The sequence below is a fragment of the Streptomyces sp. NBC_00669 genome (genome assembly GCF_036226785.1).
Lineage (GTDB): Bacteria > Actinomycetota > Actinomycetes > Streptomycetales > Streptomycetaceae > Actinacidiphila.
Window position 1 is genome coordinate 6306156 of the sequence record NZ_CP109018.1, and the last position, 13106, is coordinate 6319261.

At 74.4% G+C, this 13106-nt stretch carries 8 protein-coding genes; 5 read left to right on the forward strand and 3 right to left on the reverse strand.

Features of this window, described 5'->3' with window-relative positions; genetic code table 11:
* Window positions 1–21: 21 nt before the first annotated feature.
* Window positions 22–2094, reverse strand: coding sequence for a 4-alpha-glucanotransferase (malQ, locus tag OG896_RS26680; protein WP_329369378.1), 2073 nt, complete (start codon window positions 2092–2094; stop codon window positions 22–24).
* A gap of 241 nt (window positions 2095–2335) precedes the next feature.
* On the opposite strand from malQ, the gene OG896_RS26685 reads away from it, so the two are divergent.
* The 3 genes from OG896_RS26685 (at window position 2336) to OG896_RS26695 (ending at window position 7907) form a co-directional block, all read left to right on the forward strand.
* Entirely contained in the window at window positions 2336–3226 is an 891-nt protein-coding gene (locus OG896_RS26685; RefSeq protein WP_443057157.1) for an ABC transporter ATP-binding protein, read from the forward strand.
* Entirely contained in the window at window positions 3223–5859 is a 2637-nt protein-coding gene (locus OG896_RS26690) for an FtsX-like permease family protein (RefSeq protein ID WP_329369380.1), read from the forward strand. The genes OG896_RS26685 and OG896_RS26690 overlap by 4 nt, the downstream gene beginning before the upstream one ends.
* A gap of 257 nt (window positions 5860–6116) precedes the next feature.
* Window positions 6117–7907 (forward strand): TIGR03767 family metallophosphoesterase, encoded by a 1791-nt coding sequence (locus OG896_RS26695; RefSeq protein ID WP_329369383.1) that lies wholly within the window; start codon window positions 6117–6119, stop codon window positions 7905–7907.
* 39 nt (window positions 7908–7946) lie between these two features.
* Here the strand turns inward: OG896_RS26695 and OG896_RS26700 are convergent, their stop codons facing one another.
* A complete protein-coding gene (locus OG896_RS26700) occupies window positions 7947–8939 on the reverse strand; it encodes a hypothetical protein (protein ID WP_329369385.1) in 993 nt (330 codons plus the stop codon).
* Between the two features lie 322 nt (window positions 8940–9261).
* Entirely contained in the window at window positions 9262–11856 is a 2595-nt protein-coding gene (pepN, locus tag OG896_RS26705) for an aminopeptidase N (RefSeq protein WP_329374301.1), read from the reverse strand.
* A 201-nt stretch (window positions 11857–12057) separates the two neighbouring features.
* On the opposite strand from pepN, the gene OG896_RS26710 reads away from it, so the two are divergent.
* Both OG896_RS26710 and OG896_RS26715 read left to right on the forward strand, forming a co-directional pair.
* On the forward strand, window positions 12058–12699 hold the full coding sequence (locus tag OG896_RS26710) for a mycothiol-dependent nitroreductase Rv2466c family protein (protein WP_328464193.1): 642 nt from the start codon (window positions 12058–12060) through the stop codon (window positions 12697–12699).
* Window positions 12700–12715: 16 nt separating this feature from the next.
* A complete protein-coding gene (locus OG896_RS26715; protein WP_328464191.1) occupies window positions 12716–13102 on the forward strand; it encodes a VOC family protein in 387 nt (128 codons plus the stop codon).
* The last annotated feature ends 4 nt before the right edge of the window (window positions 13103–13106 follow it).

Sequence of the window (13106 nt, forward strand, 5' to 3'; positions counted from 1 at the left end):
GACCCGTGCGCGCGGGGTGCCTTACAGGCGCGTCGGGCGCGTCGCGAGCGCCCGCCGCACCTCGTCGGCGAGCGCGTGCAGCCGCGGTGACGCGGCGAGCTGCTCCAGGGTGAGCGGCCGCCCGTCCGGACCGGCCACCGGCAGCCGCCAGTTCGGGTACTCCGTGGACGTGCCCGGCAGGTTCTGCGGGCGGCGGTCCCCGACCGTGTCCGGCAGCCACACCCCGATCATCCGCGCCGGGGTCCGGGCCAGGAACCGGTGCACCGCCTTCACCACCGCCTCCTCGTCCGCCGCGCCCTCCGGCAGCAGCCCCAGCCGGCCGAGCAGCGCGATCCACTCCGCGACCTCCGCGGCGTCCTCCGCCTGCTCCGCCTCGAGCGGCCGGCTGAGCAGTCCCAGCCGGTGCCGCAGTCCGACGTGCTCGCCGGTCAGCCGGGCCGCGGTGCTCGGCAGGTCGTGCGTGGTCGCCGTCGCCAGGCACGACTCCCGCCACGCCGAGGGCGGCAGCGGCCGGCGGTCCGGGTCGGCCCCGGAGTAGTCCCGCTCGAACCACAGCACGGACGTGCCCAGCACGCCCCGGTCGGCCAACTCCTCCCGCACCCCCGGCTCCACGGTGCCCAGGTCCTCGCCGATCACCACCGCGCCCGCTTCGTACGCCTCCAGCGCCAGCAGCCCGAGCATCGCCTCCGCGTCGTACCTGACGTAGGTGCCCTCCGTCGGCGGCCGGCCTTGCGGCACCCACCACAGCCGGAACAGGCCCATCACATGGTCCATCCGCAGGCCCCCGGCGTGCCGCAGCATCCGGGAGATCAGGTCGCGGTACGGCGCGTAGCCGGTCGCCGCCAGCGCGTCCGGCCGCCACGGCGGCAGCCCCCAGTCCTGGCCGCGGGAGTTGAAGGCGTCCGGCGGCGCCCCGACCGAGATGCCCGCGGCCAGCACGTCCTGCATCGACCAGGCGTCGGAACCGGCCGGGTGCACGCCCACCGCAAGGTCGTGCACCACCCCGACCGCCATCCCCGCGTCCCGTGCGGCCCGCTGCGCCGCGCCGAGCTGTCCGTCGGTGAGCCAGGTCAGCCAGGAGTGGAAGTCCACCCGCTCCATCAGCTCGCTGCGGGCCCGTGCCACCTGCGGTGAGCGCGGGTCGCGCAGCCCGGGCGGCCAGTTGTGCCAGTCGGGGCCGTGCAGTTCGGCCAGCGCCGACCAGGTGGCGTGGTCGTCCAGCGCCTGCCCCTGCTCGGCGAGGAAGTCGGCGTACGCGGCCCGGCGGCCCGGGCTCAGCGGCACCGCGCGCAGCAGCTCCAGCGCCCGCGACTTCAGCGCCCACACCGCGTCCCGGTCGATCAGCGCGTCCTTGAGCAGCACCTGGTCGCGCAGTTCGGCGACCTCGCGCAGCACGTCCGCGGCCTGCTCGCGCGACTCCGCCGGCAGGTAGGCGTACTCGGGGATCTCCTCCACCCGCAGATAGACCGGGTCGGGGAAGCGGCGCGAGGACGGGCGGTACGGCGAGGGGTCGGTCGGGCGGCCGGGTACGGCCGCGTGCAGCGGGTTGATCTGCACGAAGCCCGCGCCCAGGGTCCGGCCCGACCACGCGGCGAGGTCGGCCAGGTCGGCGAGGTCGCCCATGCCCCACGAGCGGGACGACAGGGTGGAGTAGAGCTGCGCCATGAAGCCGAAGGTGCGCTCCGGCGGGCCGGGCAGCCGCTCCGGCGCGACCACCAGGTCGCCGGTCGCGGTCCGCCCGTCGGCGGATGTGGCGCGCAGGACGTAGCGGCCCGGCGCGGTCGGGGCGGCCGGCAGCGGCTCGCCGGTGCGGGTGGCCACGGTCAGCCGGGTGCCGCGCGGCAGCCGGGCCCGGACCGTGTCGAGGGTGCCGTGGCCGGCCCGCAGCACCGTGCAGGGGTTGAGCAGCCGGTGCGACTCGCGACGCTCGTACGCCGCCAGCGCGTCCTTCACCGAGCAGTGCGTGCTCGCGTCCACCCCGAGCGCCGCCAGCACGGCCACGATCGTCTCCTCCGGCACGGGCACTTCCGTATCCGCGGTCGGGCGGTACGTCACGTCCACGCCGTACAACCCGGCCAGCCGTACCCGGTCCATCGGGCCTCCGTCCTCACAGTGGGTGCACACACCCCTACCCCGGGGCGCCCCCCTCCTACCCCGCCCCGGGGGTCTCACCCGCGCGGAACCGCCGCCGGTGCGGGCGAACAGGGGCCGGTCGGGGAGATCCCTCCGGGTGGCTGGTCGGGAAAACCCCACCACGAGGACGCCGGAGAGCGCCATGGTTCGCGCGGCCCGCGCTTCGTAGTTTCGAAGCGTGGACGAATACGGAGCGAGCCCGATGACCAGCCCGACGACGAGCACGCCGAGCATGCCGGTCGGCACGGCGACAGGCACCGCGACCCCCGCGGTGGAACTGCGCGGTGTGCGCCGGACCTACGGCCGGGGCGACGCGGCGGTGCACGCGCTGCGCGGGGTCGATCTGGCGCTGCCGCGCGGCAGTTTCACCGCGGTCATGGGGCCGTCCGGCTCCGGCAAGAGCACCTTCCTCCAGTGCGCGGCCGGCCTGGACCGCCCGTCGGGCGGCTCGGTGCTGCTCGGCGGCGAGGAGATCACCGGACTGAGCGAGAACAAGCTGACCCGGCTGCGCCGCAGCCGGATCGGCTTCGTCTTCCAGTCGTTCAACCTGCTGCCGTCCCTCACCGTCCAGCAGAACGTACTGCTGCCGCAGCGCCTGGCCGGGCAGCGCCCCGACCGGCGCCGGGCCGCGGCGATGCTGGCGCGGGTCGGCCTGGACGGGTACGGCAGGCGCCGGCCCGGCCAGCTCTCCGGCGGGCAGCAGCAGCGCGTGGCGATCGCCCGTGCGCTGGTGACCAGCCCGGAGGTGATCTTCGCGGACGAGCCGACCGGCGCGCTCGACACGGGTACGGCCCGCGACATCCTGGCGCTGATGCGGCAGGCGGTCGACGGCGGCCTGGACGGTTCCGGCCCGGCCGCGACGGTGGTGATGGTGACGCACGACCCGGTCGCCGCGTCGTACGCTGACCGGGTGCTCTTCCTGGCCGACGGGAACCTCGCGGGCGAGCTGGTCGCGCCCGACCCGACGGCCGTCGCGGACCGGATGGTCGCGCTCACCTCGCGGACCGGCGGGTCCGGCCGCGGTGCCGACGGCCGGGCCCACCGGGACTCCGTGGCCGAGGCCGCCCGCGCCACCCGGGGGAGGGCGGCGTGAACGGCCTGGCCCGCGCCTCCGTGCGCTTCCGGCCCGCGTCCTTCGTCGGCACGTTCGTCGCGCTGCTCTTCGCGGCCGCCGTGGTCACCGCGTGCGGCACCCTGCTCCAGACCGGCCTGACCGCGCACGTGCCGCCGGTCCGGTACGCCCACGTGCCGGTCGTGGTCGCGGCCGACCCGCAGGCCCACATCACCACCGGGCACGGCGACAACCAGGACTCCGACTCCGAGCCGCTCACCGACCAGCCCCGGCTCGCCACGAGCATGGCCGCCCGGATCGCCGCCCGCCCGGGCGTGGCCGCGGCCGTCCCCGACATCGCGTTCCCGGTGGGCGCGGCCCACCAGAGCGCCACGGGTGCGGGTGCCGGTGCGGGTGCGGGTGCGGGTGCCGGTTCTGGTGCCGGTCTGCCGCAACTGACCGGCCGGGACTGGTCCGCGCACCTGATCTCCCAGCCCCCCGGGTCCTCCTCCGGTACGGCCTCGTCCGGTACAGCCCCCTCCGGCACGGCCGCCGGTGGCACGGCCCACGCGCCCGGCGCGGGCGAGGTCGTGCTCGACGCCGGCACCGCCCGCGCGGCACACGTCTCCGTCGGGGACACCCTGACGCTGACCGCGCCCGGCCGGACCGCCGCCTACCGCGTCTCCGGGCTGGTCCCCGCCGACCGCTCGGCCGGCCCCACCGCGTACTTCGCCGACTCCGCCGCCGGGCCGCTCTCCGGCCACCCCGGCCGGGCGGACGCCATCGCGGTCTTCCCCAAGCCGGGTGTCGGCACGGACGCGCTGGCCGACCAGGCCCGGCACGCCGTCGGCGGCCACGCGAAGGTGCGCACCGGCGACGACCGGGGCGCGGCCGAGCAGCCGCAGCTCGCCGAGGCCAAGGAGATGATGACCGCGATCGGCGGCTCCTTCGGCGGGATCGCCACGGCCACGGCCGTGTTCGTGGTGATGGGCACCGTCGCCCTCGCCGTCGGCCAGCGCTCCCGCGAGATCGCGCTGCTGCGCGCGATCGGCGCCACCCCGCGGCAGATTCGCAGGACCGTCGCGACCGAGGCGCTGCTGGTCGCTCCGCTCGCGGGCGCCGCCGGGATCTGGCCCGGCGTCCGACTGGCCCGCTGGTGGCTGCGCCAGCTCGTCCACAAGGACGCGGTGCCGCACGGCGTGACCCTGTCCGTGGGCTGGATTCCGATGGTGGTCGCGGTCGGCGCCGGCCTGCTCGGGTCGCTCGTGGCCGGCTACCTCGCCGCGCGCCGCCCTTCGAAGGCCCGGCCCAGCGAGGCACTGGGCGAGGCCGCGGTGGAACGCCGCCGGCCCGGCGTGATCCGTACCGTGCTGGGCGTGGCCGCGGTGGTCGGCGGCTGCTTCCTGGCCGCGGTCGCCGCACACGAGACCGGCGACGACGCCGCCTCGGTGGCACTCGGCGTCGTGTTCAGCCTGATGGCCGGAGTGGCCTTCCTCGGTCCGGTGGTGGCGTGGCTCGCCGCGTCCCTGCTGGGGCTGCCGCTGCGGGCGTCCGGCTCGGTCTCCGGGATGCTGGCCGCCGCCAACACCCGTGCCGCCGCCCGCCGGTTGGCCGCCGCGATCACCCCGATCGCGCTGGTCACCGCCTTCTGCGGCACCCTGCTGTGCATGCAGGGGTCGATCACCCACGCCACGTCCCGGCAGATCCACCAGGCGGTCGTCGCGGACCAGGTGGTCGGCTCCGACGGCGCCGGACTGCCGGCCGCCACCGCCGACCGCGCCGCCGCGCTGCACGGCGTGGACACCGCGGTCGGCGTCCTGCGCACCGGCGCGCTCATCCGGGAGAGCGGGGCACTGGACTCGGAGAACCTGATCGGCGTCTCCGGCGACCCCGCCGCCCTGCCCAAGGTGCTCCAACTCGGCGTGAAGAGCGGCTCGCTGGCCGACCTCACCGGCGACGGCGGTACGGTCGCGGTCGACACGCTGCTGGCCGGCAGCGCCCACGCGAAGGTCGGCGGCCACCTCTCGCTCTGGCTCGGCGACGGCACCCAGATCCGGCCCAAGGTGGTCGCCGTCTACGAACGGGGCCTCGGGATGGGCCAGTTGCTCATGCCGCGCGCCGCGGTCGCCGCACACGCGAACACGGCGTACGACGCGCAGGTGCTCGTGCACGACGCGCCCGGCGCCGACCCGGCCGCCGTGCAAAGGGAGTTGGCCGGGCTCGGGGTGCCCGGGCTCACTGTCACCGACCGGGCCGGATACCGCGCGCAGGCCGACAAGAACCTCGAACTCAACGCCTGGTCCAACCAGGTGATGGCCGCCGTGCTCGGCGGGTTCGCGACCGTCGCCGCCGCCAACACCCTGGTGATGACGGTCCTCGACCGGCGCCGTGAGATCGCGCTGCTGCGGCTGGCGGGCACGACCCGGCGGCAGGTGCTCGGGATGATGCGCTGGGAGGCGCTGGTCGTCGCCGCGGGCGGGCTCGTCATCGGCGGGGCGATCGCGTGGATCACCCTCGTGCCGATCGCCCGCGGGCTGACGGGCGCGAGCCCGTACGTGCCGCCGGGCACCGCCGGCGGCATCGTGGGGGGTGCGCTGGTGCTGGCCCTGGCCGCCACCGCCCTTCCCACCCGGGCGCTCCTGCGGCGTCCCGCGGCGACGGCTCCGCCCGAGTAGCCCCCCCGCCCGAGTAGCCCCTCCGCCCGAGTGGCCCCGCCCGGCACCCACCGGGCGGGGCCACGGGAACGAGACGGGAACCGTAACGGCGGGCCCCCGCAGGATGACTCACGCGGAAACGGACATTCGCGCCCGGAGATGGGCATTCCGCGTTCGTGCCGCGTTACGGCACACGTCACTTCCGCTGCCAAGCATCCCCGTGGGTGCCCCACGCCCGGGGCCGCTCGTACGCCTCAGCCTCCCCACGGGGGAACGAAATGCCCGCACCCGAGCCCGCCCGAACCCCTCCCCACGTCGACCGCCGCACCCTGCTGATCGCCTCCGGTACCGGCCTCGCGGCAGCGGGAGGCGCCGCCGCCTGGCTGTTCGGCCCCGGCTCCGACCGGGCCAGCGCCCGGGCGGCCACGGCGCCGACCGCTTCCGTGTCCGTCTCCACCCCGAGCACCCCGAGCACCGCGACCGGCGCCACCACGGCAGCCCCGACGGCGCCGTCGGGGCCGACGACCATCGGGACCACCCTGCACTCCGTGGCCACCCCCACCGGCAAGGGCTCGTACCGCCGGCTGGCCGACGGCCCCGGGTGGAAGCGGGTGGTCCGCGCCGACCTCGCCCCCGCGCACCCCGGCCGCGCGGACCGCCGTACCGCGATCGCCGCGTTCGTCCAGCTCACCGACCTGCACGTGATGGACGTGCAGTCGCCGCTGCGGATGGAGTGGATGCGCGAGCACGGCCCGCACGACTGGCGCCCGCACGAGGCGCTGTCCGTGCTGAGCACGCTCTCGCTCATCGACCGGGTGAACAGCCTGCGCGGCGGCCCGGTCACCGGCCACCCGCTGTCGTTCGCGATCACCACCGGCGACAACACCGACAACAACTCCACGATCGAGCTGGACTGGTTCCTCTCCGCGATGAGCGGTGGCCGGATCGACCCCAACACCGGTGACCCGCAAGCCTTCGAGGGCATCCAGAACTCCGGGCTGCCGCTGTTCTGGCAGCCGGAGAGCGCCCGCACCGACGCCGACAAGAAGCTCGGCTTCCCGCACCTGCCCGGCTACCTGTCCGCCGCGATGCGCCCGCTCACCGCGCCCGGCCTGAAGATCCCTTGGTACTCGACGGTCGGCAACCACGACGCCCTGTTCAGCGGTGCCTACCGGTCCGGCCCGCACGGGTCGTTCGCCGGGCAGATCGCGGTCGGCGACCGCAAGCTGGAGCAGGTGCCGCACGCCGACATGCTGCGCGTGTACAAGGCCGTCAACGCGCAGCAGGACCCGGACGGCACGCTGGTGCGCGAGGTGCTCCAGCACTACGCCCGCACCGCGCGCACGGTCACCCCGGACGTGCGCCGCGCCCCCTTCACCCCGCAGGAGTACCTGGCCGCGCACCTCGACCCGCGCCGTACGGGCGCCGGTCCGGTCGGTCACGGCTACGCCGCCGAGGGCGTGGACGCCGACCACATGTACTACAGCTTCCCGGTCGCCGACGGCGTGCTCGGCATCAGCCTGGACACCACCGACCGGGGCGGCTCGTTCCTCGGCTCGATCGGCTCCGAGCAACTCGCCTGGCTGGAGCGCACCCTGGCCGCGCACGAGGACCGGCACATCCTGGTCTTCAGCCACCACGCCGCCCACAGCATGACGAACCTGCGCACCGACCCGGCCCGCCCGCGCGAGAAGCGGCACAGCGGCGCGGAGTTGACCGCGCTGCTGAAGAAGCACCCGAACGTGCTGGCCTGGATCAACGGGCACAGCCACCACAACCGCATCGACCCGCGAGGCACCTTCTGGGAGGTCAACACCGCCTCCCACGTGGACTATCCGCAGCTCGGCCGGGTCATCGAGATCGTCGACAACCACGACGGGACGCTGTCGCTGATCACCACGCTGATCGAGTCCGCGGCGCCGCATCGGACCGACTTCCACGATCTGTCGACCGCCGGACTGGCTTCCCTGTACCGGGAGTTGGCCTTCAACGCGCCCGGCGCCGACATCTCCTCGGCGAGCGGTGCCGCACACGACCGCAACGCCGAGTTGCTGCTCGGGAAGCGGTGAGGACGGTGAAGGCGCGCCGAGGGGCCGGCCGGGAGCCGCTCAGCGCGGGGTGACCACCACGTAGGCGGCCGGGTCGAGTTCGCAGGACGCCATCAGCGCGGTCCTGACCACGGCCGCCTGCAGTTCCATCGCGTCGTGCAGTTTGGCGGGGGACAGGAACACCATCGTGATGCCCAGCGCCTCCAGGTGCTCGCGCTGCCGGGCGTAGTGGGACCACAGCGCGGCGTCGTCCGGGTCGAGGCAGACCGCGACGCCGTGCTCGGGCCAGAACGCGTCCACCCCGCCCAGCGGCGGGCCGCCGGGCAGCCGCAGGTCCACGTTCCATACCGGGTCGGGCAGTTGGTGGCAGTGCACCATCATGTACAGCCGCTGCTCGGCCATCGCGCGGTCCTCGCTGCGCAGCACGTCCACCGCGCGCCGCACCTGCGGGCGGGCCAGCAGCCCGGCCCGGGACAACTCCCGCAGTACGGCGGTGCCGTCGCAGTACCCGGACCGCACCGCCTCGGAGAGCAGCGCGCGTACGGCGTCGGTGTCGTCGAGTTCGGCGACCGCGTCGGCCACCGCGCGCGGCACCGGAGCGCAGGGCAGCCCCACCACGTCCAGCGGGCGCGGCAGTTCGCGGGTGCGGTGCACGCTGACGTCACCCGCGTCGCGCAACCGCCGTTGCCACGGCACGAGCACGTCGATCACCGGGAGGCCGATCAGCGGGGGCACCGACGCGAAGTGGTACAGCGCGAGCGCGGCGAGCCCCGTCACCATCGCCTCCCGGCCGCCGCCGACCGGGCCGTGGCCGCCCGGATCGCGGCCCGCGTACAGCAGCGCGGCCCGTACGCGTTCCTCGCTGCTGGGTGGGCCGGAGTGCAGCAGGCACACCTGCGGCAGGATCTGCTGCCAACGGCCGCCCGGGCGGCAGCGGTCGGCGATCTCGGCCGCGGTCAGGCCGAGTTCACGAAGTTGACGGAACGTCAGTACGGTCTCGTCGCAGTCGTCGAGGCGGTCCAGGGCGTGGGGGGTGAGGTCGTTCGCGTTCATGGCCGAGTGTTTCCCGCGGAACGGGTGGTTACTAACCGTTGTTACACGCTCGTCGACAAACCAGGACAACGCCGGGCTAAAGTCCCGCCCCGCCCCTGCCGAGCTCCTTCCCTTCCCGCCACCCGAGTGAACGTTCCTCCACCCCCTCGGCCACGACGACGCAGCCGTGCCCCCAGCCCGGCCCCCGCGCCCCAAGGGGGCGCGGGGAACCGCGCGCTCAGCCCACCACCGCGGCGCGCCGGGCCCGCAAGCCCAGCCCCCGCGGCGCGCCGGTCCGCCCGCCGAAAGCTTCCGCGGCGAGTCGGTCCGCCCGCCGAAAGCTTCAGCGGCGGGCGTCGCACTCCTGCGCACGAACCGCCCGTGCCAGGTCGTCGCGGCCCTCAAGGACGAGGCGCCGCAGCGCGGGAGCCGCTTCGCTCCGTTCGGAGAGCCACTCGTCGGTCGCCGCGAGGACGAGGGACCCCTGCTGGAGGGAGGGGTAGAGCCCGCGCACGACATCCATCGCGATCTCGATCGACCGCTCGGCCCAGACCCGTTCGATCGCGGCGAAGTAGGGAGCGACGTAGGGCTCGCCCAAGTCCCGTTGCCCGGGCTGGGAGAACCCCGCGATGGTCGCTTCGACGAGCGCGTTGGACAGGGCGTCGGACTCGACCACGGAGGCCCAGGCGGCAGCCTTGACCTCGGGGTCGGGCCGGGCCGCGAGGCACCGCACCTCGTGCCGGTTGCCGGACGCGGTGTCGTCCCTGGCCCGCTCCGCGGCGATCACGTCCGCGCCGGCCACGCCCTCAGCCGTGAGGGCCTCCAGGAACGTCCACCGCAGCTCCTGGTCGACATCGAGCCCGTCGATCTTCGCGGACCCGTCCAACAGCCCCTGCAGCAGTTGCAGATCGGCCGCCGAGGAGGAGACCGCCGCGAAGAAGCGGGCCCACGCCAGCTGGTGGCCGCTGCCCGGCTCGGCCAGCCGCAACTCGTGCAGCGCGCCCTCCGAAAGAGCCGCGCCCGCCTCCTGCCGCGCGTCCGGCGCCACGTAGTGGACCAGCGCGGTCCGCGCCTGGAGGTGCAGGGTCTGGAGGACCCCGACGTCGCTCTCCTGCCCGGCGAAGCGCAGCACCAGGTCCAGGTAGTCCCGCGCGGGCATCAACGCGTCCCTGGTCAGGTTCCACACGGCCGACCAGGCCAGCGCCCGCGCGAGCGGGTCCGCGAGGTCGCCGAGCCGCTCGCGGAGCGTGGCCAGCGAGACCTCGTCGAAACGGGTCTTGGCGTACGTCAGGTCGTCGTCGTTGACCAGCACCAGGTCCGGCCGCGGCTGCCCGGCCAGCTCGGCCACCGTCGTGGACGGCCCGGCCACGTCGGCCTCCGCGCGGGCGTAGCGCTCCAACGTGCCGTCGGGCGTGCGCCGGTACAGGCCCACCGCGACCCGGTGCGGGCGCAGCCGCGGCTGCGAGCCGTCCGCGGTCTGCGCCACCGACAGCTCGGTGATCCGGTCCTGCGCGTCACAGACCACCTGCGGCGTCAGCGAGTTGACACCCGCGGTCTCCAGCCACGCCGCCGACCAGGCGGCCATGTCCCGGCCCGAGGTCTCCGCGAGCACCGACAGCAGGTCCGCCAGCGTGGTGTTGCCGTACGCGTTCCGCTTGAAGTACCGCCGGGCCGCCTCCAGGAACGCCTCCCGCCCCACGTACGCGACGAGTTGCTTGAGAACCGAGGCGCCCTTGGAGTACGTGATCCCGTCGAAGTTGAGCTTCGCCGCCTCCAGGTCCGGGATGTCGGCCACCACCGGGTGGGTGGAGGGGAGCTGGTCGGCCCGGTAGGCCCACGCCTTGCGGCGGTTGGCGAAGGTGATCCACCCCTCGGTGAACTCGGTCGCCTCCACCTGCGCGAAGGCGCCCATGAAGTCGGCGAACGACTCCTTGAGCCACAGGTCGTCCCACCACCGCATGGTCACCAGGTCGCCGAACCACATGTGCGCCATCTCGTGCAGGATGACGTTCGCCCGGTGCTCGTACGACGTCCGCGTCACCTTGCCGCGGAAGACGTACTCCTCGCGGAACGTGACGCACCCGGGGTTCTCCATCGCGCCGAGGTTGTACTCCGGCACGAACGCCTGGTCGTACTTCCCGAACGGGTACGGGTAGTCGAAGTTCTCGTGGAAGAAGTCCAGCCCGCGCTTGGTGACGTCGAAGATCGCGTCGGCGTCGAAGTGCCGGGCCAGCGAGCGGCGGCACAGCGCGGACAGCGGGATGTCCAGCACCGCGCCGTCGGGGTGCGTGCGCGCGTAGTGGTCGTGCTCCACGTGGTACGGCCCCGCGACCACCGCGGTGATGTAGGTGGAGATCGGCTGGGTCGGCACGAACGCGGTGGTGGCGCCGCCGCCCTCGGCCGGCGTCGGGTCACCGTCCGCCGCGCCGTTGCTGAGCACCGTCCAGCCCTCGGGCGCGGTCACCCGGAAGGAGAACGGCGCCTTCAGGTCCGGCTGTTCGAAGTTCGCGAACACCCGCCGGGAGTCGGCCGGTTCGTACTGCGTGTAGAGGTAGACCTCGCCGTCCTCGGGGTCCTCGAAGCGGTGCAGGCCCTCGCCGGTCCGGCTGAAGGCACACCGCGCGTCCACCACCAGGGTGTTGCGCTCGGCCAGGCCGTCCAGCGCGATCCGCGCCCCGTCGAAGACCGCCGCCGGGTCCAGCTCCCGGCCGTTGAGGCGCACCGACGTCACCGAGGGCGCGATCAGGTCGGCGAAGGTCGAGGCACCCGGCCGCGCGCAGCGGAAGTCGATCACCGTGGTCGACCGGAAGGTGCGCGGTTCGCCCTCGGCGGCCGGCCCGACCGCGGAGCGCACGTCCAGCGCCACGTCGTACCGCTCCACGGACAGGATCGCGGCCCGCTCGCGGGCCTCCTCACGGCTCAGGTTCTCGCCGGGCACGTGGCGGCTCCTCTCGGTCATGGCACTCCTGCCGGTGGACGCGCCGGATCGCGGCGCCCTGGCATCCTCCCACGGCCCCTGCGAGGTGGCAGCGGGGAATGACCCGGGGTGCGGAGTGCGTTGCACGTCAGGGTGGAAGGTGCCGACCGACGACCGCCGACCGCCCGTCCCTGACACGATGTTGTGAACGAGGAGCATGCCGTGACCGCGACCGCCGCTGAGAAGACCCCGGCCGATTTCTGGTTCGACCCGCTGTGCCCCTGGGCCTGGATGACCTCCCGCTGGATGCTGGAGGTGGAGAAGGTCCGCCCGGTCGAGGTGCGCTGGCACGTGATGAGCCTCGCGGTGCTCAACGAGGACAAGCTCGACACCCTCCCGGAGCAGTACTCCACCTTCCTGCGCGAGGCATGGGGCCCGGTCCGGGTCGTCATCGCCGCCCAGGAGCTGCACGGCGACGCCGTGGTCGGCCCGCTCTACACCGCGCTGGGCACCCGCTTCCACAACCAGGCGAAGCCCAAGACCCGCGAGACCATCGTGGAGGCCCTGGAGGAGGTCGGCCTGCCCGCGTCGCTCGCGGACCACGCGGACTCCGACGAGTACGACACGCAGTTGCGCGCCTCCCACAAGGAGGGCATCGACAAGGTCGGCCAGGAGGTCGGCACCCCGGTGATCGCCGTCCCCGGCGCCGACGGCGAGCAGATCGCCTTCTTCGGCCCGGTCGTCACCCCCGCGCCCAAGGGCGAGGAGGCGGCCCAACTGTGGGACGGCACCTTGATGGTCGCCGCGATCCCGGGTTTCTATGAGATCAAGCGCACCCGCACCCAGGGCCCGATCTTCGACTAGGAGCACCCGCCCCGCCATGCCGCACCTCGCCCTGACGGCCCTGGTCGTACGCGACTACGACGAGGCCCTCGACTTCTACACCCGCGCCCTCGGCTTCGAGCTGCGCGAGGACAGCCCGCGTGGCGACGGCAGCCGCTGGGTGGTCGTCGCGCCGCCCGGCGCCCGGGAGTCGGCCCTGCTGCTGGCCCGGGCCGCCACCCCCGCGCAGGCCGAGCGGATCGGCGACCAGAGCGGTGGCCGGGTCGGCTTCTTCCTCCACACCGACGACTTCGCCCGCGACCACGCCCGGATGGCCGCGGAAGGCGTCGTGTTCGAGGAGCCGCCCCGGCGCGAGCCGTACGGCACGGTCGCCGTCTTCCGCGACCTGTACGGCAACCGCTGGGACCTGCTCCAGCCCGCGTAGCGCG

What these genes read in the sequence shown, in the direction of transcription:
- malQ (WP_329369378.1), bottom strand. Translation starts at nt 2,094, where the DNA reads ATGGACCGGGTACGGCTGGCCGGGTTGTACGGCGTGGACGTGACGTAC.
- OG896_RS26685 (WP_443057157.1), top strand. Translation starts at nt 2,336, where the DNA reads ATGACCAGCCCGACGACGAGCACGCCGAGCATGCCGGTCGGCACGGCG.
- OG896_RS26695 (WP_329369383.1), top strand. Translation starts at nt 6,117, where the DNA reads ATGCCCGCACCCGAGCCCGCCCGAACCCCTCCCCACGTCGACCGCCGC.
- OG896_RS26700 (WP_329369385.1), bottom strand. Translation starts at nt 8,939, where the DNA reads ATGAACGCGAACGACCTCACCCCCCACGCCCTGGACCGCCTCGACGAC.
- OG896_RS26715 (WP_328464191.1), top strand. Translation starts at nt 12,716, where the DNA reads ATGCCGCACCTCGCCCTGACGGCCCTGGTCGTACGCGACTACGACGAG.